Annotated in this window: 20 protein-coding genes; 14 read left to right on the top strand and 6 right to left on the bottom strand. The window is 73.4% G+C overall.

From position 1 onward, the window contains the following. Nucleotides 1-25: 25 nt before the first annotated feature. The gene (locus F9B16_RS05070) at nucleotides 26-454 is read right to left on the bottom strand and encodes a metallopeptidase family protein (RefSeq protein WP_225991361.1); all 429 of its coding nucleotides are present in this window, start codon (nucleotides 452-454) and stop codon (nucleotides 26-28) included. Between the two features lie 266 nt (nucleotides 455-720). On the opposite strand from F9B16_RS05070, the gene F9B16_RS05065 reads away from it, so the two are divergent. The 7 genes from F9B16_RS05065 to F9B16_RS05035 all read left to right on the top strand — a co-directional run bounded on the left by F9B16_RS05065 (nucleotide 721) and on the right by F9B16_RS05035 (nucleotide 7,681). Then, the gene (locus tag F9B16_RS05065; RefSeq protein ID WP_192808627.1) at nucleotides 721-1,098 is read left to right on the top strand and encodes a DUF3499 domain-containing protein; all 378 of its coding nucleotides are present in this window, start codon (nucleotides 721-723) and stop codon (nucleotides 1,096-1,098) included. A gap of 159 nt (nucleotides 1,099-1,257) precedes the next feature. Next, nucleotides 1,258-2,613, top strand: a complete 1,356-nt coding sequence (locus F9B16_RS05060) for a phosphomannomutase/phosphoglucomutase (RefSeq protein WP_151538646.1) — start codon at nucleotides 1,258-1,260, stop codon at nucleotides 2,611-2,613. 26 nt (nucleotides 2,614-2,639) lie between these two features. Further along, nucleotides 2,640-2,822 carry a Trm112 family protein gene (locus tag F9B16_RS05055; protein ID WP_151538645.1) on the top strand — a complete coding sequence of 61 codons (183 nt, stop codon included), beginning with the start codon at nucleotides 2,640-2,642 and terminating at the stop codon, nucleotides 2,820-2,822. After that, on the top strand, nucleotides 2,819-3,955 hold the full coding sequence (locus F9B16_RS05050) for a bifunctional phosphoglucose/phosphomannose isomerase (RefSeq protein WP_225991360.1): 1,137 nt from the start codon (nucleotides 2,819-2,821) through the stop codon (nucleotides 3,953-3,955). The genes F9B16_RS05055 and F9B16_RS05050 overlap by 4 nt, the downstream gene beginning before the upstream one ends. Then, nucleotides 3,956-4,918: a cation diffusion facilitator family transporter gene (locus tag F9B16_RS05045; protein ID WP_151538644.1), complete on the top strand. Its 963-nt coding sequence runs from the start codon at nucleotides 3,956-3,958 to the stop codon at nucleotides 4,916-4,918. A 441-nt stretch (nucleotides 4,919-5,359) separates the two neighbouring features. Continuing rightward, nucleotides 5,360-6,973: a sensor histidine kinase gene (locus F9B16_RS52425; protein WP_225991359.1), complete on the top strand. Its 1,614-nt coding sequence runs from the start codon at nucleotides 5,360-5,362 to the stop codon at nucleotides 6,971-6,973. 36 nt (nucleotides 6,974-7,009) lie between these two features. Next, nucleotides 7,010-7,681 (top strand): response regulator, encoded by a 672-nt coding sequence (locus F9B16_RS05035; RefSeq protein WP_151538643.1) that lies wholly within the window; start codon nucleotides 7,010-7,012, stop codon nucleotides 7,679-7,681. A gap of 26 nt (nucleotides 7,682-7,707) precedes the next feature. Here F9B16_RS05035 and F9B16_RS05030 read toward each other — a convergent pair whose 3' ends face one another. Together F9B16_RS05030 and F9B16_RS05025 are read right to left on the bottom strand one after the other, a co-directional pair. Continuing rightward, on the bottom strand, nucleotides 7,708-8,457 hold the full coding sequence (locus F9B16_RS05030) for a hypothetical protein (protein WP_151538642.1): 750 nt from the start codon (nucleotides 8,455-8,457) through the stop codon (nucleotides 7,708-7,710). A gap of 64 nt (nucleotides 8,458-8,521) precedes the next feature. After that, a complete protein-coding gene (locus F9B16_RS05025; RefSeq protein ID WP_151538641.1) occupies nucleotides 8,522-8,887 on the bottom strand; it encodes a MerR family transcriptional regulator in 366 nt (121 codons plus the stop codon). Between the two features lie 240 nt (nucleotides 8,888-9,127). Between F9B16_RS05025 and ahcY (F9B16_RS05020) the strand changes: the two genes are divergently transcribed. From ahcY (F9B16_RS05020) to F9B16_RS05010, 3 genes are all read left to right on the top strand, one after another. After that, nucleotides 9,128-10,558 carry an adenosylhomocysteinase gene (gene ahcY / locus F9B16_RS05020; protein ID WP_151538640.1) on the top strand — a complete coding sequence of 477 codons (1,431 nt, stop codon included), beginning with the start codon at nucleotides 9,128-9,130 and terminating at the stop codon, nucleotides 10,556-10,558. A 68-nt stretch (nucleotides 10,559-10,626) separates the two neighbouring features. Further along, complete coding sequence (gene ahcY, locus F9B16_RS05015) at nucleotides 10,627-11,883, top strand: adenosylhomocysteinase (RefSeq protein ID WP_151538639.1); 1,257 nt, start codon at nucleotides 10,627-10,629, stop codon at nucleotides 11,881-11,883. Nucleotides 11,884-11,886: 3 nt separating this feature from the next. Further along, a complete protein-coding gene (locus F9B16_RS05010; RefSeq protein ID WP_151538638.1) occupies nucleotides 11,887-12,465 on the top strand; it encodes a hypothetical protein in 579 nt (192 codons plus the stop codon). On the opposite strand, the gene F9B16_RS05005 is transcribed toward F9B16_RS05010, so the two are convergent. Then, nucleotides 12,466-13,341, bottom strand: coding sequence for a LysR family transcriptional regulator (locus F9B16_RS05005; protein WP_151538637.1), 876 nt, complete (start codon nucleotides 13,339-13,341; stop codon nucleotides 12,466-12,468). Nucleotides 13,342-13,443: 102 nt separating this feature from the next. On the opposite strand from F9B16_RS05005, the gene F9B16_RS05000 reads away from it, so the two are divergent. The 3 genes from F9B16_RS05000 (at nucleotide 13,444) to F9B16_RS04990 (ending at nucleotide 16,190) form a co-directional block, all read left to right on the top strand. After that, on the top strand, nucleotides 13,444-14,700 hold the full coding sequence (locus F9B16_RS05000; protein ID WP_192808626.1) for an MFS transporter: 1,257 nt from the start codon (nucleotides 13,444-13,446) through the stop codon (nucleotides 14,698-14,700). 79 nt (nucleotides 14,701-14,779) lie between these two features. Continuing rightward, complete coding sequence (locus F9B16_RS04995) at nucleotides 14,780-15,244, top strand: winged helix-turn-helix transcriptional regulator (protein WP_151538636.1); 465 nt, start codon at nucleotides 14,780-14,782, stop codon at nucleotides 15,242-15,244. A 64-nt stretch (nucleotides 15,245-15,308) separates the two neighbouring features. Beyond that, the gene (locus tag F9B16_RS04990) at nucleotides 15,309-16,190 is read left to right on the top strand and encodes an MBL fold metallo-hydrolase (protein ID WP_151538635.1); all 882 of its coding nucleotides are present in this window, start codon (nucleotides 15,309-15,311) and stop codon (nucleotides 16,188-16,190) included. 26 nt (nucleotides 16,191-16,216) lie between these two features. Here the strand turns inward: F9B16_RS04990 and F9B16_RS04985 are convergent, their stop codons facing one another. Both F9B16_RS04985 and F9B16_RS04980 read right to left on the bottom strand, forming a co-directional pair. Beyond that, on the bottom strand, nucleotides 16,217-17,638 hold the full coding sequence (locus tag F9B16_RS04985; protein ID WP_151538634.1) for a cellulase family glycosylhydrolase: 1,422 nt from the start codon (nucleotides 17,636-17,638) through the stop codon (nucleotides 16,217-16,219). A gap of 153 nt (nucleotides 17,639-17,791) precedes the next feature. After that, nucleotides 17,792-18,964: an RDD family protein gene (locus F9B16_RS04980; RefSeq protein WP_151538633.1), complete on the bottom strand. Its 1,173-nt coding sequence runs from the start codon at nucleotides 18,962-18,964 to the stop codon at nucleotides 17,792-17,794. Between the two features lie 70 nt (nucleotides 18,965-19,034). Here F9B16_RS04980 and F9B16_RS04975 point away from each other — a divergent pair, with 70 nt between their 5' ends. Continuing rightward, nucleotides 19,035-20,030 carry a stage II sporulation protein M gene (locus tag F9B16_RS04975; RefSeq protein WP_151538632.1) on the top strand — a complete coding sequence of 332 codons (996 nt, stop codon included), beginning with the start codon at nucleotides 19,035-19,037 and terminating at the stop codon, nucleotides 20,028-20,030. Nucleotides 20,031-20,198: the final 168 nt, after the last annotated feature.

Below are 20,198 nucleotides of genomic sequence, written 5' to 3'. Positions count from 1 at the left end.
GCCGGTCGTCCCGCTGGCCGCCGCGCTAGTCGTCGGGGGAGTCGTAGCTCGGGTCGACGGACTCGGGGGAGAGGCCGAGCAGGTCGGCGACCTCCTCCACCAGCAGGTCGCGCACCAGCCGGCCGAGCTCCTGCTCGCCCGACGCGCGCGCCTCCACGGGACGCCTGAACACCACGATCCGGACGGGCCGGGCGGCCTCGCCCGGGACGGTCCGGCCGAGCGGCACGGGACCGTCGAACCACGGCTCGACGTCCGGCACCTCCTCGACGCCGAACTCCACACCGGACAGCTCCCGGCCCCAGCGCGCGCCGAGCCGCCGCACCTCGTCGTGGACGAGGTCGTCGAACTTCTCCGCGCGGGTCCGCGAGACCGGCGCCTGCGGGGGCGTCAGAGGGCCACGGAGGCCGCGACCGTGCCGATCGCGGCGCCGTACGCCTGCCACACGGGATCGCACCCCCTCAGGTTACCTCCCGCCGCACGCGAATCCCGGCCCCCGCACCAGGAACACCCGCCTCCACCCCGGGAACACCATCGTGGCGCCCCGGACAGCGACATCCCAGCGCCCCGGACGGCGACGTCGCGGCGCCCAGGACGGCCACCCCACGGTGAGGGTTCGGGACCACACGGAATGTAGTTGTTACCCCGGAAATCGGCCGGTAACGGCGACACGTGCGCCCGGGTGGTGGCGGCGGCGCCGGGAGCGAGGTACGGTCGGCCATCGTGAGCCCCGTCCGCACCTGCTCCCGCACCGCCTGCAAGGCGCCCGCAGTCTTCACGCTCACGTACGTCTACCGCGACTCGACCGCTGTCCTGGGGCCCCTCGCCACGTACGCCGAGCCGCACTGCTACGACCTGTGCGCGGAGCATTCGGAGCGGCTGACCGCCCCCATGGGCTGGGAGCTCGTCCGGCTCCCCGTCGAGGAGGAGACCGAGCCGAGCGCCGACGACCTCGAGGCGCTCGCCGACGCCGTCCGCGAGGCCGCGCGGCCCGCGCCGGGCGCCGGCCAGGAGCCGGTCGGCCAGGGCACCGAGGTCGGCCGCCGCGGGCACCTGCGGGTGCTGCGCTCCGAACCGGCGGGCACCCAGCCGCAGGAGTGACCCGGCCGCAGGAGTGACCCGGCCGCGGGAGTGACCCGGCCGCGGCAGTGACTCCGGTCACGCCCGCGACCGGCACCGGCTCGGGCCGCCGCCGCGCTTCCCGGTAGGCTCGGTTGTCCCGCCGACTTTCGGTCATCACTTGCGTACAGGGGAGCAGGAGTGGGCGACCTCGCCAAGATCTTCAAGGCGTACGACATCCGCGGCGTCGTGCCCGACGAGCTGGACGAAGCGGTCGCGGAGGCGGCCGGCGCGGCGTTCGTGCGGGTGACCGGGGCGGACGCGGTCGTCACCGCGCACGACATGCGCGAGTCGTCCGGGCCGCTGGCCGCCGCGTTCGCGCGCGGCGCGACCTCGCAGGGCGCGGACGTGGTCGAGGCCGGCCTCGGCTCCACCGACATGCTCTACTACGCCAGCGGCGACCTCGGGATCCCCGGCGCGATGTTCACCGCCAGCCACAACCCCGCCAAGTACAACGGCATCAAGCTGTGCCGGGCGGGCGCGAAGCCGGTCGGCCGCGACACCGGCCTCACCGAGATCCGCGAGATGATCGAGAACGGCGTCCCGGCGTACGGCGGCGAGCCCGGGACGGTGTCGCGGCGCGACGTGCTGCACGGCTACGCCGAGCACCTCAAGACGCTGGTCGACCTGTCCGCGATCCGGCCGCTGAAGGTCGTCGTCGACGCGGGCAACGGCATGGGCGGGCACACCGTCCCGGTCGTCTTCGAGGGGCTGCCGATCGACCTCGTCCCGCTGTACTTCGAGCTGGACGGCACCTTCCCCAACCACGAGGCCAACCCGATCGAGCCGGAGAACCTGCGCGACCTGCAGGCGAAGGTCCGCGAGACCGGCGCCGACATCGGCCTCGCGTTCGACGGCGACGCGGACCGCTGCTTCGTGGTGGACGAGCGGGGCGAGATCGTCGCGCCGTCCGCGATCACCGCGCTGGTCGCGGTGCGGGAGCTGGCCAAGCACCCCGGCGCGCCGATCGTGCACAACCTGATCACCTCGAAGGCCGTCCCGGAGATCGTCACCGAGCACGGCGGGTCCCCAGTGCGGACCCGGGTCGGGCACTCGTTCATCAAGCAGACGATGGCGGAGACGGGCGCGGTGTTCGGCGGCGAGCACTCGGCGCACTTCTACTTCCGCGACTTCTGGTTCGCCGACTCCGGCATGCTCGCCGCGCTGCACGTCCTCGCCGCTCTCGGCGAGCAGGACGGGCCGCTGTCGGCGCTGCTCGGCGAGTACACCCGGTACGTCGCGTCCGGCGAGATCAACAGCGAGGTCGCCGACCAGGACGCCGCCGCCGGCAAGGTCCGCGAGGCGTTCGCCGGCCGCCCCGGCGTTACGATCGACGAGCTGGACGGCCTGACCGTCGGGGACGAGGCCGCCGGATGGTGGTTCAACCTGCGGCCGTCCAACACCGAGCCGCTGCTGCGCCTCAACGCGGAGGCCGGCGACGAGGCCACCATGGCGGCGATCCGCGACGAGGTCCTGGCCATCGTGAGGGAGAAGTGACCCGGCGTGAGAGAAGTGATCCTGCCATGAGCATGAAGCTGGACGACTGGCTGCTGGAGATCCTGGCCTGCCCGAACTGCGGCGGCGAGCTGCGCGCCGACGACGCGGCCGCCGAGCTGGTGTGCACCGGCTCCTGCGGCTACGCCTACCCGGTCCGCGACGACATCCCCGTCCTCCTCGTCGACGAGGCCCGGGCTCCCGCTTCGTGAGCACGCTGGACCCCGGCCGGCTGGAGGACGCGCAGGACGTCGAGGCGTCCGATCCGGGCGGGATGCTGCGCCAGGTCGCCTCGTCCGCGGCGCAGATCCGGGAGGCGCGGCGCGCGGCCGAGGAGGCGGGCGTCGCGGCGCTCGCCGAGGACGGCCGCCCCCGCGCGATCGTGGTCACCGGCATGGGCGGCTCCGGGATCTCCGGGGACGTGCTCGCGGCGGTGTGCGGGCTCGGCTGCCCGGTCCCGGTCACGACCGTCCGCGGGTACCGGCTGCCCGGCTGGGTCGGCGCCGCCGACCTGGTGATCGCGGTGTCCTGCTCCGGGTCGACCGAGGAGACCCTCGAGGTGGCGGCGCAGGCGGCCCGGCGCGGCTGCCGGCTGCTGTGCGTCGGCGGCGCGGGCTCCCCGCTCGCCGACCTCGCCGCCCGCAGCCGCGGCCTGTTCGTGCCGGTGCGGTCGGCGGGGCAGCCGCGGTCGACGCTGTGGGGGCTCACGGTCCCGCTGCTCGTCGCGGCCCGCACGCTCGGCCTGACGGACGTCCCCGACGCGGTGCTGGAGTCCACGGCGGCGCGGCTGGAGGACGTCGCGCACCGGTGCCGTCCGGCCAGCGAGCCGTTCGTGAACCCGGCGAAGCGGATCGCGCTCGACCTCGCCGGCGACGTCCCGCTGGTGTGGGGGACGTCGCCGCTCGCCGAGACGGCCGCGTACCGGATGTGCTGCCAGCTGAACGAGAACGCCAAGTACCCGGCGGTCGCCGGCGGCCTGCCGGAGGCGGACCACAACCAGGTCATGGCGTTCGACGGCTTCTTCGCGGGCGGCGGCTCGCCCGCCGATCCCGACGACTTCTTCCGCGACCGCGCCGGGGACGCCGAGCACGGGCTGCACCTGGTCGTCCTGCGCGACACCGAGGAGCATCCGCAGACCGCCAAGCGGCGCGCGGCGTCCGTCGAGATGGCCCGGGACCGGGGCGTCGCGGTGACGGAGATCCTCGCCGAGGGGACCCATCCGCTCGAGAGAATCGCGACAATGATCGCGTTGGCGGACTATGTCACGGTTTACTTGGCCATCACGCTGGGCGTCGACCCGACGCCCGTGCCGGCCATTCAAGAGCTCAAAGCGAGGATTGCCTAGATGAGTGCTGAGGGTGGGACGAAGGCCATCATCGCGGCCCTGGCCGCCAACCTCGGAATCGCCGCGTCCAAGATGGTCGCGTTCGCGTTCACGGGTTCGTCGTCGATGCTGGCGGAGTCGATCCACTCGGTCGCCGACTCGGGGAACCAGGGCCTGCTGCTGCTGGGCCGCAAGCGCTCCGAACGCGACCGGACGCCCGAGCACCCGTTCGGCTACGGGCGGGAACGGTACTTCTACGCGTTCGTCGTCGCGGTCGTGCTGTTCACCGTCGGATCGGCGTTCTCGCTGTACGAGGGCTACCACAAGATCTCGCACCCGGAGGACGTCGAGTCGCCGATCTGGGCGTTCGCGGTGCTGATCATCGCGATCGGGATGGAGGGCTTCTCCTTCCGCACCGCGATCAAGGAGTCGAACACGCTGCGCGCCGGGAAGTCGTGGTGGGCGTTCATCCGCCGCGCGAAGGCGCCGGAGCTGCCCGTCGTCCTCCTGGAGGACATGGCCGCGCTCGTCGGCCTGGTCCTGGCGCTGTTCGGCGTGTCGATGGCGGTCGCGACCGGCGACGGCCGCTGGGACGGCATCGGCACCGTCGCGATCGGCGTGCTGCTCGGCCTGGTCGCCACGGTGCTGGCGATCGAGACCAAGAGCCTGCTGATCGGCGAGGGCGTCGACGCCGAGCAGGAGAAGCGGATCATCGACGCGCTGGAGTCGGTGGAGCAGGTCGACCACGTCATCCACATGCGGACCGAGTACCTCGGCCCGGAGGAGCTGCTGATCGCCGCCAAGATCGCCGTCTACCATGACGACACCGCCGCCGAGGTGGCCCGCGGCATCGACGCCGCCGAGGCGAAGGTCCGCGCGGTGATCCCCGAGGCGGGCATGATCTACCTGGAGCCGGCGCTGGACGAGGCGGACCGCCGCAACGCCGCCAAGCCCGCCGGGAAGGCCACCGGCGAGAACGTCTGACGCACCGCGCACGGGTGACGCGCGAGAGCGTGCGACGCGCGACGGCGGGCGGCCCGGGCCGGCCCTGGCGGGCCGTCGCGGGCGGCCGCACGGGATCCCTCGCCGGGCGGCCGGCACCGGATGCCGGCCGAACCCCAGCCCAGGCGAGACCGGCGAGTGCCTCCGCGGAGGCGGGCGGCGCGGCCGTCCGGCGAGGTGCTTCCCATGCTTCCCCGCCCGGACCCCTGAAACCGGGCGGTTGGCGTGACCGCGGCAGCCCCGCCGAACCCCCTACGTCGGCGGCGCCGCCGTCGCGGTCACGGTTAAGACATTACGTCTCCGCCGGTCGTCCGCACGTCCCCCGCAAGGAGGGATCGGGGGTCGTCCTCCAGGGGGATTCAGGCCGCGCGCATACCACCGCACGGTGAGGTGATGAGCCCGGCCAGCGGTCAGTATTGAGGAGTGAGCACCGATGACAAGGCCCGGACCGGACCCGACCCCGCGGGGTTCGGCCCAGCCCTCGCGCACCAGGCGTGGCGGCTGTCCGGCCGGATCGTGGCGGGGGTGGGGCAGCTGCTGCTCTGGATCCTCACCGGCATCGGGCACCTGCTGCGGCCGCTCGCCGTCAGGCTCGGCGCCCGGCTGAACGGCGCGGGCCGCGCCCCCGCCCCCGGCGTCCCGGGGATGCCGCCGGGCGCCGCGCCGCGTCCCGCCGGTGAGACGGCGCCGCTGCCCCGCTGGATCAACACCTGGACCGACTTCACCGGCGCCTGGTACTTCGCGCCCCTCACCGGCCTCGCGCTGACCATCGCGGCGCTGGCCGAGCTGGCGCCGAGCACCGGGTCCCCGCTGAGCCTCGCCGGCGGGTTCGCGGTCGCCTCGACCGTCCCGCTCGTCTGGCGCCGCGAGAACCTGCGGCCCGTCGCCGCCGTCGTCCTCGGCGCCTTCGCGGCCGGGCTGCTCACCGGCCAGCAGCTGCTGATCACCACCGCGTTCGCCGCGCTGTACACGCTGTACGCGCTCGGGCGGCAGCTGCCCCGGCAGTCCGCGGGCGTCCTCGCGGCCGGGAGCGTCGCCACCGTCGCCGTCGTCTACCTCGCCACCGGCACGCTCGACGACGTCCCGTGGCCCGCCGCGGTCGTCGCGGTGCTGGCCGCCATCGGCCTCGGCGACGCGCGCCGCGCCGTCGAGTCCGCCGGACGCACCGAGGCGGAGGCGGAGGAGCGCACCAACGAGACCCTCACCCGGCTCACCGCCGTCCAGCGCGAGCAGGCCGTCATGCGCGAGCGCGCCCGCATCGCCCGCGAGCTGCACGACGTCGTCGCGCACTCCGTCTCCATGATCGCCGTGCAGGCGGAGACCGCCCCGTACACGATGGACGACCTGTCGCCCGAGGCCCGCGCCGGCTACACCGAGATCGCCAAGACGGCCCGGGACGCGCTGGTCGAGATGCGCCGGCTGCTCAGCGTGCTGCGCGCCGACGCCAAGCCCGAACCGGACGCCGCGAACTCCCCGCAGCCCCGCCTCGACCGGCTCCCCGACCTGATCGAGCAGCACCGCGGCGCCGGCGGCGCCGTCGACCTCGCCGTGCACGGCGACCCGCGGGCGCTGTCCACGACCGTGGAGCTGTCGGCGTACCGGATCGTCCAGGAGGCCCTGACGAACGCGCGGCGGCACGCGCCCGGCGCGGGCGTGCACGTCGACCTCACCTTCCTGCCCGACCGGCTCGCGGTCCGCGTCCGCGACGACGGCGCCGCCGGGTCGACGCGGCTGCTGAACCGGGACGATCCCGCCGCCCGTACCGCGGTACTGGACCCGGCCGGCGCCGGCCCGGCCGGTCCGACCCGGCTGGAGGGCGCGCCGCCGCGTCCCGGCGGCCCCGGAGCCCCCGGCGGCGGGCCGGGCGGCGGACACGGTCTCGTCGGCATGCGGGAACGTGCGACCATGCTGGGCGGACGGTTCTCCGCCGGCCCGGCGACCGAAGGCGGGTTCCTGGTGGAGGCCGAACTGCCGCTCACGAGGGAGGGGAATTCCACCAGTGGACACGGTTCCGAGGCGCCCCCCGGCCGCCGCTGACCGCGCTCTCGCCCGCCCCGGGACGGAGACCCGCCGGTGATCCGGGTGCTGGTGGCGGACGACCAGACCATCGTCCGCGCCGGGTTCGCCGCGCTGCTCGACGCGCAGGACGACATCACCGTCGTCGGCGAGGCCGGCGACGGGCGGCAGGCGGTCGCGCTCGCCGAGCGGGGCCGGCCCGACGTCGTCGTCATGGACATCCGGATGCCCGGCATGGACGGCATCGAGGCCACCCGCCGGATCCTCGCGCAGCCCGGCTCCGAGGGCGTCCGCGTCCTCGTCCTCACCACCTTCGACGTCGACGAGTACGTCTACGAGGCCCTCGCCGTCGGCGCGTCCGGGTTCCTGCTCAAGGACGCGACCGCGGACGAGCTGGTCTCCGCCGTCCGGGTCGTCGCGCGCGGCGACTCGCTGCTGGCGCCGCAGGTCACCGGGCGGCTGATCCGGGAGTTCACCAAGCAGCGGCGCAGCCGGCCGCAGGCGCCGTCGGAGCTGTCCACGCTGACGGCCCGGGAGAACGAGGTGCTCGTGCTGATCGCGGGCGGGCTGTCCAACGCCGAGATCGCCGCGCGGCTCGTGGTCAGCGAGCACACGGTCAAGACGCACGTGGCGCGGGTCTTCACCAAGCTGGGCCTGCGCGACCGCGCGCAGGCGGTCATGCTCGCCTACGAGTCCGGCGTCGTCGTCCCGGGAGAGAACGCGACCTGATCAGCGGCCCGGCCAGGCCCTTGGCTTCAGGCGGGCGGGTACGGCCCCGGCTGGGCGGGCGGTGCCGGGAGGTCGGCGGGCCGGGCGCTCGGCGGCGGTGGCGGCGCGGCGTGCGGCGGCTGGGCAGTGCCCGGGTGCGGCGGGTAGCCGGAGCCGCCCTGCGGCGAGGACGAAGCCGCGCCCGGCGGCGGGTAGCCGGATCCCGGCGGCGGATACCCAGAGCCTCCATGCGGCGGGTACGCGGCCGCGCCGGGCGGCTGCGGGTAGGCGTGGCCCGGCTGTGGCGGATAGCCGGAAGCCGCTGGAGGCGGGTACGCGCCCGGCGCAGCGGACGGCTGGTACGAGCCCGGCGGGGCGGACGGCGCGGGCGGGTACCCGGGCGGCGGACCGCCGTGTCCGGGGGTGACGTATCCCGGGCCGCCGTGTCCGGGGGCGCCCGGGCCGGGGTATCCGTGCCCCGCGGCGGGACCTCCCGCGTACGCCGCCGCGGCCTTGCGGCGGCGCGTGAGGGCCGGGCCGAGGAAGAGCACGCCGCAGCCGATCGCCAGCAGCGGGCCGACGATCATCATGATGACCGCCTCGCGGCCGTCCTTGGACTTCTGCTCGTCGTAGGACCGGTCGGTGGCGCGCCCCTTGCGGATCGTCGTGCAGGTGTCGCCCGGCGACATCACCCGCTCGCCGCACTTCACCGTGTCGCCCGGCATGGACGCCAGACCGCCCACGAACAGTCCGATGCCGAGCACGAGGCCGAGCACCCCGTAGAGCCAGTTCTTCACGCGCCGTCTCCCGTCCGTCCAGCGGGATGGTAGTGGGTGCCGCCGACGGAACGTGAGCCGGCCGCTACCGGCGGCGCAGGAGCCGCAGCGCCTTCTCTTTCTCGAAGTCCAGCGCCCGGGCGGGCGGCGCGGACAGCCGGCCGATGCGTTCGCCCAGCTCCCGGACGTGCGCCTGGACCTGCGGTTCGGCGAGCACCCGGAGCCCGAACGCCAGCTCGGCGGGGCCGACGTCGTAGCGCTTCTCCAGCGCCAGCGCGAGCGCGACGGCGCGCAGCTCCGCGTCGCCGAACCGCCGGTGGCCGCCGCCGCGCCCGGTCCCGCCGCCGGACGGGGCGGTGTCGCGGGTCGCGGGCAGCAGCCCGAGCGTCTCCCGGTAGCGGAGCATGCGGGGCGAGGTGCCGAGCCGCCGGGCGGCCTCCGTGATGCGCATGCGTCGATTCTGACAAATCCGTGTCAGAAATGCGCCCCCGATCGTGCCTCCGGACCGTCCCCGCCCGTAGACTCGGCCGGGTCGGCCGGCCCGCGGGGCCGGTCCTCGCGGACGAACGACGCGACCCGCGGGCACCAACTGGACCTGCCGCGCACGGGCGGACCTGCTGCGAAGCGGACCTGCTGCGAGAAAGCAGACCGGGCAAGCAGACCGACCAAGCAGACAAGGAGCAACGAAAGCATGGACTACAAGGTCGCCGACCTGTCGCTGGCGGACTTCGGCCGGCGGGAGATCCGGCTCGCCGAGCACGAGATGCCGGGCCTGATGGCGGTGCGCGAGGAGTACTCCGCCGCCAAGCCGCTGCGCGGCGCCAAGATCATGGGCTCGCTGCACATGACGATCCAGACCGCCGTGCTGATCGAGACGCTGGTCGAGCTCGGCGCCGACGTCCGCTGGGTGTCCTGCAACATCTTCTCCACCCAGGACCACGCCGCCGCCGCGATCGTCGTCGGCAAGGACGGCACCGCCGAGGACCCGAAGGGCGTCCCGGTGTTCGCCTGGAAGGGCGAGACGCTCGAAGAGTACTGGTGGTGCACCGACCAGGCCCTGCAGTGGCCGGACGGCTCCGGCCCGAACATGATCCTCGACGACGGCGGCGACGCGACCCTGCTCGTCCACAAGGGCGCCGAGTACGAGAAGGCGGGCGCCGTCCCGCAGGCGACCGAGGACGACCCGGAGGAGTGGGGGATCATCCTCGAGACCCTCCGCCGCACCATCGCCGAGAAGCCGGGCCGCTGGACCGAGACCGCCGCCGGCATCAAGGGCGTCACCGAGGAGACCACCACCGGCGTGCACCGCCTCTACGAGATGGCGAAGGCCGGCACCCTCGCCTTCCCGGCGATCAACGTCAACGACTCGGTCACCAAGTCGAAGTTCGACAACAAGTACGGCTGCCGGCACTCGGTCATCGACGGCCTGAACCGCGCCACCGACGTGCTGATCGGCGGCAAGGTCGCGGTCGTGTGCGGCTACGGCGACGTCGGCAAGGGCTGCGCCGAGGCGCTGAAGGGCCAGGGCGCCCGCGTCATCGTCACCGAGATCGACCCGATCTGCGCGCTGCAGGCCGCGATGGACGGCTTCCAGGTCACCACCCTGGACGACGTCGTCGACATCGCCGACATCTTCGTGACGACCACCGGCAACTTCAACATCATCTCGGCCGCGCAGATGAGCCGGATGAAGCACCAGGCGATCGTCTCCAACATCGGCCACTTCGACAACGAGATCGACATGGCCGGCCTCGCCAAGATCGAGGGCATCGAGAAGATCGAGATCAAGCCGCAGGTGCACGAGTGGCGGTTCCCGGACGGCCACTCGATCATCGTGCTGGCCGAGGGCCGGCTGATGAACCTCGGCTGCGCCACCGGCCACCCGTCGTTCGTCATGTCCAACTCGTTCACCAACCAGGTCATCGCGCAGATCGAGCTGTTCACCAAGACCGAGGAGTACCCGGTCGGCGTGTACGTGCTGCCGAAGCACCTGGACGAGAAGGTCGCCCGCCTGCACCTGGACGCGCTCGGCGTCAAGCTGACCACGCTCACCAAGGAGCAGGCCGCCTACATCGGCGTCCACGTCGAGGGCCCGTACAAGCCGGACCACTACCGCTACTGATCGCCTGTAGCGTTCGGACCGCCGCACGGCCCAGTGCCGTGCGGCGGTTTGTGCCTTGAGGGGGACGGATGAGCGATATCGCGGATGTGTCGCTGGCGTACGAGGGCGTCAAGCGGATCGAGTGGGCCGACCGGAGCATGCCGGTGCTGCGGCAGATCCGGGAGCGGTTCGCCAAGGAGCGTCCGCTGGACGGCCTGCGCATCGCCGCGTGCATGCACATCACGACGGAGACGGCCTGCCTGATCCGGACCCTGCAGGCGGGCGGGGCGAGCGTGGCGCTCGCGTCGTCCAACCCGCTGTCCACGCAGGACGACACGGCCGCCGCGCTGGTGCAGGAGGACGGCACGGAGGTCTTCGCGCGCGCGGGCATCGACCGTGAGGGCTATTACGCGCACATCCACCAGGCGCTGGAGACCGGTCCCGATCTCGTGTTGGACGACGGCTGTGACCTCGTCAACACGCTGCACATAGAGCGCACCGATCTGCTGCCCACGGTGAAGGCGGGCTGCGAGCAGACGACGACGGGCGTCATACGCCTGCACCAGATGGCCCGTGAGGGCGCGCTCCGGTTCCCCATGGTCGCGGTGAACGACACCGATACGAAGCACATGTTCGACAACCGGTACGGCACCGGGCAGTCGACGCTGGACGGCATCATCCGCGCCACCAACACGCTTCTGGCGGGCAAGACCGTGGTCATCGCGGGCTTCGGCTACTGCGGGCGGGGCCTCGCCGAGCGCGCGCGGGGACTGGGTGCCCGCGTGGTCATCACCGAGATCGACCCGGTGAAGGCGTTGGACGCGGCGCTGCAGGGCTTCGCCGTGCAGCCGATGGCGGAGGCGGCGGTGGACGGCGACGTGTTCATCACCGTCACCGGCAACCGCGACGTCGTGAACGCCGAGCATCTCGCGCTGATGAAGGACGGCGCGATCCTCGCGAACTCCGGCCATTTCGACGTCGAGATCGATGTGCGCGCCCTGGAGGAGATGGCGGTCGCCGTCCACCACGGCGTGCGACCGCAGACGGACGAGTACGTCCTGGCGGACGGCCGGCGCCTCGTCCTGCTGGCGGAGGGCCGCCTGGTGAACCTGGCGGCCGCCGAGGGGCATCCCGCCGCGGTGATGGACATGTCCTTCGCCGACCAGGCCCTCACGTGCGCGTGGCTCGCGACGGCGCACGCGTCGCTGCCCGCCGCCGTCCACGACGTCCCCAAGGAGATCGACACGGAGGTGGCCCGGCTCAAGCTGGCGTCCATGGCCATCTCCATCGACCTGCTCACCCCGGACCAGGAGGACTACCTGCACTCCTGGCGCATCGGGTCCTGACCCGTGCCGTCCGGGACGTACCTGCATCTCGACGAGGGGATCGAGGAGCGCTTCCAGTGCGCGCCCGGGCCCGGCGGCTGGCGCTACACGTCCCGGCGGGACGACGGCGTCCGCCTGGACCTCGTCGTGGACGCGCGCTGGCGGCAGATCCGCGTCGAGCTCGTCACCCCCGGCTGGTGGCTGCGAGGCGGGCTGACGGGGCCCGAACTGGCGTGGGTGCGGGCGGCGGGGGAGAGCGGTACCGAGCACGGGGAGCGGGCGTCGGGCTTCGTGTCGGACTCGCCGGGGTTCCTCGTCGCGGTGGCGCGTTCCCTGGAGTTGGACGAGGGCGCGGCGGCGGACGTCCGTCTCGTCCGGTTGAGCGGGACGTCGCTGTCGGCGCTGTCGGTGTCGTGGCGGTGGCGCCGGGGCGAGACGTCGAGTTACGAGACCGAGACGGAGCCGCTGCCCGTCTCGGAGTACGAGATAACGGATCTGTCTACGGGCGAGGTGGAGTCCCTCTATCTGGCCGGTGACGTTGCCGTGGCCGCTCCCGGCGTGGAGCTCACCGAACTGGGCTCCCCGCCGAACCTGCTCGTCTGACTACACGTCCGGGAGCAGCGCCAATAGGGCGTTGACTGCGGGCGGCAGGGGGCGCGCGGCGAGGGTGACCGCGACGAGGTCGCGGTGCAGCGGCGGATCGGTCGGGACGGCGGCGACACGGTCCGCGGCGTTGCGGAGGGCCTGGGGCGGCAGTAGCGACACCCCCAGCCCGTGACCGACGAGCTCCACCAGGTACTGGATGGTGTCAACCTCCGCGGCGACGCGGCGGTGGAGGTCGGCGGCGGCGCAGGCGGCGTCGATCTGCGCGCGCAGCGCCGAGTCGGCGCGGTACTCGACGAAGTCGCGGGACGCGAGCGTGGGGTCGGCGAGGCGGATCACGCTGCGCGCGGCCAGCGGGTCCGTGCGGGGGACGGCGAGGACGAGCCGGTCGCCGCCGAGCGGGTGCTCGGCGAGCCGGGGCTCGCCCGTCGCCCGGTCGACGAACGCGAGGTCGAGGCTTCCGGCGGCGGTCTCGCGGGCGAGGGCGGCGGCGCCCGCGTGCCGCAGCCGGAGGGCGACGCCGGGGTGCCGGCGCCGGTAGCGGGCGAGCAGCGCGGGCAGGTCGAGGACGCCGAGGGTCTGGATCGCGCCGACGGTCAGCCGGCCGCGCAGCACCCCGCGGACCCCGGCGACCGCGTCGCGGCCGGTCTCCGCGGCGGCCAGCGCGCGGCGCGCGGACGGCAGGAGCGCGCGGCCCGCCTCGGTCAGCTCGACGCGGCGGTTGGTGCGGGTGAACAGCCGGGCGTCCAGCTCGCGTTCGAGCGCGCCGATCGAACTCGACAGGCTCGACTGGACGACGTGGACGCGCGCGGCGGCGCGGGTGAAGTGCAGCTCCTCCGCGACGGCGACGAAGTGCTCGAGCTGGCGCAGCTCCATGGATCGACTGTACCGATGATGAGCATGGGAATCATGCGTTGGACTGATGGTGGTGGTTCCCGCCACCCTGGGAAGGGTGCTTTGGGTGGAAGGAGAGGATTGATGGGGATTCGGGGGCACGGCTCGGGGCGGGACCTGCGGAGGGCCGCCGGCCCGGCGTGCATGGCCTACGCGTTCTGGGCCGTCATGCTCGGCACCACGCTCGCGACGCCGCTGTACCCCATCTACCAGCGGCATCTCGGTTTCGGGAGCCTGGTCACGACCGTCGTCTTCGCCGTCTACGCCGCGGGCGTGATGTTCGCGCTGCTGTTCGGGCGCTCCTCGGACGTGCTCGGCCGCCGCCGCGTGATGCTCGCGGGCGTGGCGGTGTCGATGATCGCCGCGGTGGTGTACCTGGTCGCGGAGGACGTCCCGGTCCTGCTGGCGGCGCGGGTGCTGTCCGGCCTCTCGGCGGGGGTCGTCACCGCGACCGGGACGGTCACGCTGGTCGAACTCGTCCGCCCCGAGCGCCGGGGCGCGGCGGCGCTGCTCGCCGCGGCCGTCAACATGTTCGGGCTCGGCAGCGGGCCGCTGCTCGCCGGGCTGCTCGCCGAGTACGCGCCGCATCCGCTGGCGCTGCCGTTCGTGGTGGACCTCGTGGTCCTCGCGCTCGCGCTGGTGGCCGTGCTGGCGGCGCCGGAGACCGTACAGGGCCGCCGGGTCGCGTGGCCGCGCGCACAGCGCCCCGCCGTGCCGGCGGAGGTGCGGCCGGTGTTCGTCCCCGCGGCCATCGCGGCGTTCTCCGCGTTCGCGGTCTTCGGCCTCGTCACGGCGGTCGCGCCGGGGATCCTCGTCAACGTGCTGCACCGCCCGGACCGCGCCCTAGCAGGCGCCGTGGTCTTCGCCATGTTCGGCGCGTCCACCGTGGGGCAGGTGGTGTTCGCCAAGGTGCCGGAGAGGATCGCCCTGCCCGCGGGGTGCGCGGTGCTCGTCGCCGGGCTCGCCGCCATAGCCGGCGCGCTCCTGGCCGAGTCCCTTCCCCTCCTCATCACCGGCACCGTCGTGGTGGGCCTGGGGCAGAGCCTCGGCTTCCGCGCCGGGCTGGCCGCCGTCACCGCGGGCACCCCGGCCGCCCAGCGCGCCCAGACGGTGTCGAGCTTCTTCCTCACCGCCTATGCCGGGATCTCCCTCCCTGTGATCCTCGTCGGGGTCGCCGCCCAGGCGCTCGGGCTGCGCGGCGCCGCCGTGGCGTTCACCGGGGCCGTCGCGGTGCTGGCGCTGGCCGCGCTCGCGGCGCTGCTCCGGCTGGAGCGCCGCCCGGCGTCCCGGGACGGGCGGCGGTCCGACCGCCGCCCGGCGCCGCACCACGCCGGCCGCTGACCTGTTGGCCCGCCGGCTCGCCGGCCGCTGGCTCGGCGGCCCGCTGACCGCCGTGCTCTCCGATGGTTAGTGTGGCGGCATGCCGAGACCGCCGCGCACCCGCAGACCGCGTCCGGGCACGCCGGGCCGCTCGCCCCTGGCCTGGCTCCCCGACGGGAGGCCCGCCGACGTCTACAGCGCCCCGTGCCCGTCCCGCGCGGCGCTGGACCGGATCGCCGACAAGTGGACGGCGCTGATCGTCGGCGTCCTCACCGGCGGGACGCGGCGCTTCTCCGAACTCCGCGCGGAGATCGACGGCATCAGCGACAAGATGCTCACCCAGACGCTCCGCAGCATGGAGCGCGACGGGCTGGTGGCCCGGCACGTGCATCCGACGGTCCCGCCGAAGGTCGAGTACCGGCTGACGGACCTCGGCCGGACGCTCGAGGAGCCGCTGGCCGCCGTCCGTGACTGGGCGGAGAAGCACATCAACGAGGTGGAGCGGGCCCGCCTGGAGTTCGACTCCGGCGGGGGCGCGCACTTGCAAGTGGGTACTTCCCAATAGTTAGTGACTCTCCAATAGTGGGTGCAGCGGCCTCCGCCCGAGGCCGCCCCACGAGAGGATGGTCATGGTTCAACCGGCTTCCCGCGCACAGGTCCGCCTTGGCGCCACCACCGTCACCTTCCTGCCCGACGGGCACGCCAGTGTCGTCCCCACAGCGGTGTTCCCCGCGAGCGCGCCCACCGGCTGGGCGACGCACAGCGAGTTCCTGGACGCCGACGGACGGCTCCCCATCAGCATCGGCTCGTTCCTCGTCCGCACGGGCGACCGCGTCGTCCTGGTGGACCTCGGCTTGGGCGAAGTGGACTTCGACGTGCCGGGCCTTGCCTCGTTCAAGGGTGGTTCACTGCTGCGCAGTCTCGCCGCGGAAGGACTCGCCCCCGAGGACGTCGACACCGTCGTCTACACCCATCTGCACCACGACCACGTGGGCTGGACCACCGATGTGGCGCCCGCCCCCACCCTCCCCGAAGGACGCGTCCCGAGCGGCCTGACCTTCGCCAACGCGCGCCATCTCGTCGCCGAGGCCGAGTGGCGGCACTGGAAGGGCACTTCGGAGATCATCGGCCCGGACGCCGTCGCCGTGCGGGACCCGCTGGCGGACCGCGTCGGCTTCGTCGCCGACGGGCAGGAGATCGCGCCGGGCGTCCGCGTCCGCGCGACCCCCGGCCACGCCCCCGGGCACCAGAGCCTCGTCGTCACCGGCGACGGCGACGACCGGCGCCTGATCATCCTGGGCGACGTGATGCACTGCCAGGTCCAGGTCGCGGAGAGCCGGTGGGGGTTCCTCTTCGACGACGCCCCCGAGGAGGCGCTCGCCACCCGGGAGTCGCTGCTCGCCGACCTGGAGGACGAGCGCACGCTGCTGGCCGGCGGCCACTTCGCCGGTCACGTCTTCGGACGCGTCCTGCCTCCCGTGGCACGCCGGGCCTGGAGCAGCGCCGCATAAGCGCCCTGGCGAAGCCCGTGCAGGGGCTATGGCGTGACGGTGACGGTGTGGGCGGCCGTGTCGGGGTCGGCCCACACGGACAGGACGTGGCGGCCGGCGTCCCAGGCCGTCCGCCACGTCCCGGCCGGGTCGGTCGACGTGACCTTCGGAGTGGACGGGAACCAGATCTCCGTGGGGCCCGACACACCGGCCTTGTTGCGCCAGGACACCGTGAGCGTCGGCGAGGAGTACGACATCTTGACCGGGGTGCCCGCTATGGCCCTTGCGTAGGGGCGGGCCAGAAGCTTGGCGAAGAGTGTCGGGTTGCCGTTGCCGTCGGTCACGCCCACGGAGCCGGGGTCGTTGGACCAGTACGACCAGCCGATGCCCAGGTCGTCCGCCATGGAGAGCCAGTCGCCGGTGAAGTCCGCCGCACCGGAGGCGTCCTGCCCCATGCCGCCGACCTCACCGAGCCACATCGGCACGTTCAGGCGCCGCGCCGCCGCCGGCATGTTGCGCTTCCATAGTGCGAACTGTGCCTGGATGAGGAGCTTCGTGGCTCCGCTGTAGGCGCCGCCAAGGTCCACGCCACCCGGGTAGAAGTGCGGGGCCAGGACGATGTGGGGCGTCCCTGGACGCGGGTCCGTGACGGGTGCGATGGACGATTCGGCGCCCTCGTTGGACCCGAGGGCCTGCGGCTCCACGAATACCCAGTTGTCCTGGTCGACCTTCCGGATCGCGTCCACAACGCGCTGGTAGAAGGGGGTCAGGATGGGGCCCTCGAAGAAGCCGAACTGGCGGGTCCCGCCGAACGGCTCGTTCATCAGGTCATAGCCGAGGACCGCGGGGTCCTCGGCGAAGCGCTGCGCGACGTGCTGCCACATCGCCGCGTACCGCTGCATCAGCTCCGGGTGCTTCCCGGTGTTGTTCCAGAAGTTGTCGTAGGCGCGCAGGACGGCGGGCTGGAGGTAGGTGAGCACCCAGGGGTCCTGTGGCGTGCAGGGGAGCCCGTCGGTGATCGTGGCCCAGGCGGGCGCGCCGTTCCCGGCGCCCTTGCACGCGGCGGGCCCGTAGATGTCCTGGTGCATGTCCAGGATGACGTGCATGCCCTGCTCCCGGTACCAGGCCACGCGTTCGGCGACCTCGTCGAGATAGGCGTCGTCGTAGCGCCCGGGCTCCGGCTCGACGTTCTTCCACTGGATCAGGTAGCGGACCGAATCGGTGCCCATCTCGCGGGCCTCGCGGACGACGTCGTCCCGGTCGATCCACGGCAGGCCGCTGTCGCCCTTGGCGCTGCTCGCGGTGTTGAGGCCGTGCAGGACCAGCGTCCGGCCCTGCTCGTCGGTGATGGTGGAGAGCGGCGCGGCGTCCGCGTGCGCGGGGGCGCCGGCCGTCGCGGTCCCCGCCGTCCCGGCGAGGGCCAGCGCGGTGGTCAGGGTGATCCGGCCGAGGGCACTGCGGACGCGCATCCCGCCTCCTGAACGTGAAATTTGTTCGGATATTAGGAGGCGAGGAGATCCCCGGGAAGTCGGAGAAATGCACAACAACGGCGCCGGCTTACGGCGGTAGATGACAACACGGCGCTCCCGCCGCTGGTCGGGAGGCGTCGACGGAAGGTCCGGCTACCGGCCCGGCTGCCCGCCGCCGGGGTATGCGCCGGGCTGCGTGCCCTGCACCGGATACGGGGCAGGCGCGTACTGGCCGCCCGCATAGGGCCCTGCTGGAGGGCCACCGACCGGGTAACCCCCGGTCGGGTACGGGCCGGTCGGGTACGAGCCCGTCGGATGAGGACCGGCGGGATAGGGGCCTGTGGGGTAAGCGCCCGGCGGGTACGGGGCGGGCCGCGGCGGCGGGCCGGCGGGAGGCCCCTGCCACCCGGGCGAGGGAAACCCCTGCCAACCGGGCGGGGGAGGCCCCTGCAACCCGGGCGGGGGAGGCTGGCCTGTTCCGGCCATGGCCATCGCCGGGGCGGGAACAGGGGCGGCGCCAGGAGCAGGAGCCTGCGCCCAGCCCGCCTGCCCGGCACGGCGCAGGCGGCGAGCCCTGCGCTGGGCCAGCCGCCACTCCTCGCGGTGGCGGCGCTCTGCCAGGACGGCGGACAGCAGGATCTCCGGGCGGACGCCCGGAGGCGGCGGCGGGCTGACCACCGCGACGACCTGCGCCGCAATGCGCTGCCCCAGGGAGTCGCGCACCTCCGGCAGCAGCTCCCAGAACCGCGACAGGTACTGGCGGGCCGTCATCGCCAGCTCGTCCGAGAGCATCGAGATCTCCAGCGACCGCGCCCACCACGCCAGCTGCGGGGGCATGACGGCGACCGGGCCGAAGAGGCCGGACGACGAGATCCGCTCCTGGATGACGATCGTCCCGGCGAACAGGTCGCCGAGGCGCTTGCCGCGCCGGTTGCAGAACGAGGTGATCAGCGCGGGCGCGCCGTAGAGCGTCCAGAACTCGATGAAGCCGGCGAGCGCGCGCACGAGCGCCTGCCGGAACCTGATCGGCCCGCCGTCGTCGGCCACGACCCGGATCCGCATCGCCATCTTCCCGAGCGTCCGCCCTCGCGAGAGGGTCTCGAACGCGCACGGGTAGCCGACCATCACGGCGACGAGGGCGACCAGGGACAGTCCGACGGTCCACGCCTCGTCCGCGACCAGGGCCGTCAGGCCCGTCACGTAGATGGCGACGTTCAGCAGGATGAGCTGGAACAGCAGGTCCAGCAGCAGGGCACAGCCCCGGCTCGCCAGCCGCGCGACCCGGATGTCGAGCGCGACGGCCTCGCCGGTGACGAGTTCGGCCATGTCCTGATCCTCCAATGCCGGGGCCGGTCCATCTTGCCGCCTTCGCGGGCCCAGGCGTTAGTCTCCCCGGGTGGACGTCGACGCCTATGTGGCCGCGCACAACGCCGACTGGCTGCGCCTCGAGCAGCTCATCAACCGCGGCCGCAGGCTGACCGGCGTGGAGGCCGACGAGCTGGTCGAGCTGTACCAGCGGACGGCCACGCACCTGTCGGTCGTCCGGTCGAGCTCGCCGGATCCCGAGCTGGTGGGGCGGCTGTCGTCGCTGGTGGCGCGCGGCCGGGCCGCCGTGGCGGGCGCCCACGCGCCGATGTGGCGGGACGTCACGCGGTTCGTGACGGTGTCGTTCCCCGCCGCCGCCTACCGGATGCGGTGGTGGTGGCTGGGCAATGCGGTCCTCGGCAACCTGCTGGCGCTGGCCCTGGCGATCTGGGTCGTCCACAGCCCGCACGTGCAGTCGAGCATCGGCACCCCGAACGAGATCCGGGACCTTGTCGAGCACGACTTCGCGAACTACTACACCGAGCACTCCGCCGCGTCGTTCGCGTTCCAGGTCTGGACCAACAACGCGTGGGTGTCGGCGATCGCGCTCATCTTCGGCATCCTGCTGGGCATCCCCACCGTGTACGTGTTGCTGATGAACCAGATCAACCTCGGCGTCACGGGCGGGCTGATGTTCGCCTACGGCAAGGGCGACGTGTTCTTCGGCCTGATCCTGCCGCACGGCCTGCTGGAGCTGACCGCTGTCTACCTCGCGTGCGCGGGGGGCCTGAAGCTCGGCTGGACGGTCGTGGACCCGGGGCGGCGCCGCCGCGGCCAGGCGCTCGCCGAGGAGGGGCGCGCCGCGATCAGCATCGCGATCGGGCTCGTCGGCGTGCTGCTGGTGTCCGGGCTGATCGAGGGCTTCGTCACCGGCTGGGTGCACGTCACCTGGCTGCGGATCGCGATCGGCGTCGTCGCCGAGACGGCGTTCCTCGGGTACGTGATCGTGCTGGGCCGCCGCGCCACCCGGCAGGGCGAGACCGGCGACGCGGAGCTGCGCCCCGATCTCGTCCCGGTCGCCGGCTGACCCCCGGAGTCGCCGGCCTGCCCTCGGAGTCGCCGGGCGGCCCTCGGAGGCGTCGGCCGGCCCCGGAGGGGAACGCGTCATACCAGGTGAAACCGCCGTCAACCGGCGCCGGTGCCGGTCCGGGCGGGTGTCCCGCGGCCCCCGGCGGCCGTCCAGGCGCCGCTGAGA

The sequence above is a fragment of the Actinomadura montaniterrae genome (assembly GCF_008923365.1).
In the GTDB taxonomy this organism is placed as follows: domain Bacteria; phylum Actinomycetota; class Actinomycetes; order Streptosporangiales; family Streptosporangiaceae; genus Spirillospora; species Spirillospora montaniterrae.
This window is presented reverse-complemented; position numbering and strand designations above follow the sequence as displayed.

What these genes read in the sequence shown, in the direction of transcription:
- F9B16_RS04985 (WP_151538634.1), bottom strand. Translation starts at nt 17,638, where the DNA reads ATGCGCGTCCGCAGTGCCCTCGGCCGGATCACCCTGACCACCGCGCTG.
- ahcY (WP_151538639.1), top strand. Translation starts at nt 10,627, where the DNA reads ATGAGCGATATCGCGGATGTGTCGCTGGCGTACGAGGGCGTCAAGCGG.
- F9B16_RS04995 (WP_151538636.1), top strand. Translation starts at nt 14,780, where the DNA reads ATGCCGAGACCGCCGCGCACCCGCAGACCGCGTCCGGGCACGCCGGGC.
- F9B16_RS05025 (WP_151538641.1), bottom strand. Translation starts at nt 8,887, where the DNA reads ATGCGCATCACGGAGGCCGCCCGGCGGCTCGGCACCTCGCCCCGCATG.
- F9B16_RS05000 (WP_192808626.1), top strand. Translation starts at nt 13,444, where the DNA reads ATGGGGATTCGGGGGCACGGCTCGGGGCGGGACCTGCGGAGGGCCGCC.
- ahcY (WP_151538640.1), top strand. Translation starts at nt 9,128, where the DNA reads ATGGACTACAAGGTCGCCGACCTGTCGCTGGCGGACTTCGGCCGGCGG.
- F9B16_RS05055 (WP_151538645.1), top strand. Translation starts at nt 2,640, where the DNA reads ATGAGCATGAAGCTGGACGACTGGCTGCTGGAGATCCTGGCCTGCCCG.
- F9B16_RS05045 (WP_151538644.1), top strand. Translation starts at nt 3,956, where the DNA reads ATGAGTGCTGAGGGTGGGACGAAGGCCATCATCGCGGCCCTGGCCGCC.
- F9B16_RS04990 (WP_151538635.1), top strand. Translation starts at nt 15,309, where the DNA reads ATGGTTCAACCGGCTTCCCGCGCACAGGTCCGCCTTGGCGCCACCACC.
- F9B16_RS05005 (WP_151538637.1), bottom strand. Translation starts at nt 13,341, where the DNA reads ATGGAGCTGCGCCAGCTCGAGCACTTCGTCGCCGTCGCGGAGGAGCTG.
- F9B16_RS04980 (WP_151538633.1), bottom strand. Translation starts at nt 18,964, where the DNA reads ATGGCCGAACTCGTCACCGGCGAGGCCGTCGCGCTCGACATCCGGGTC.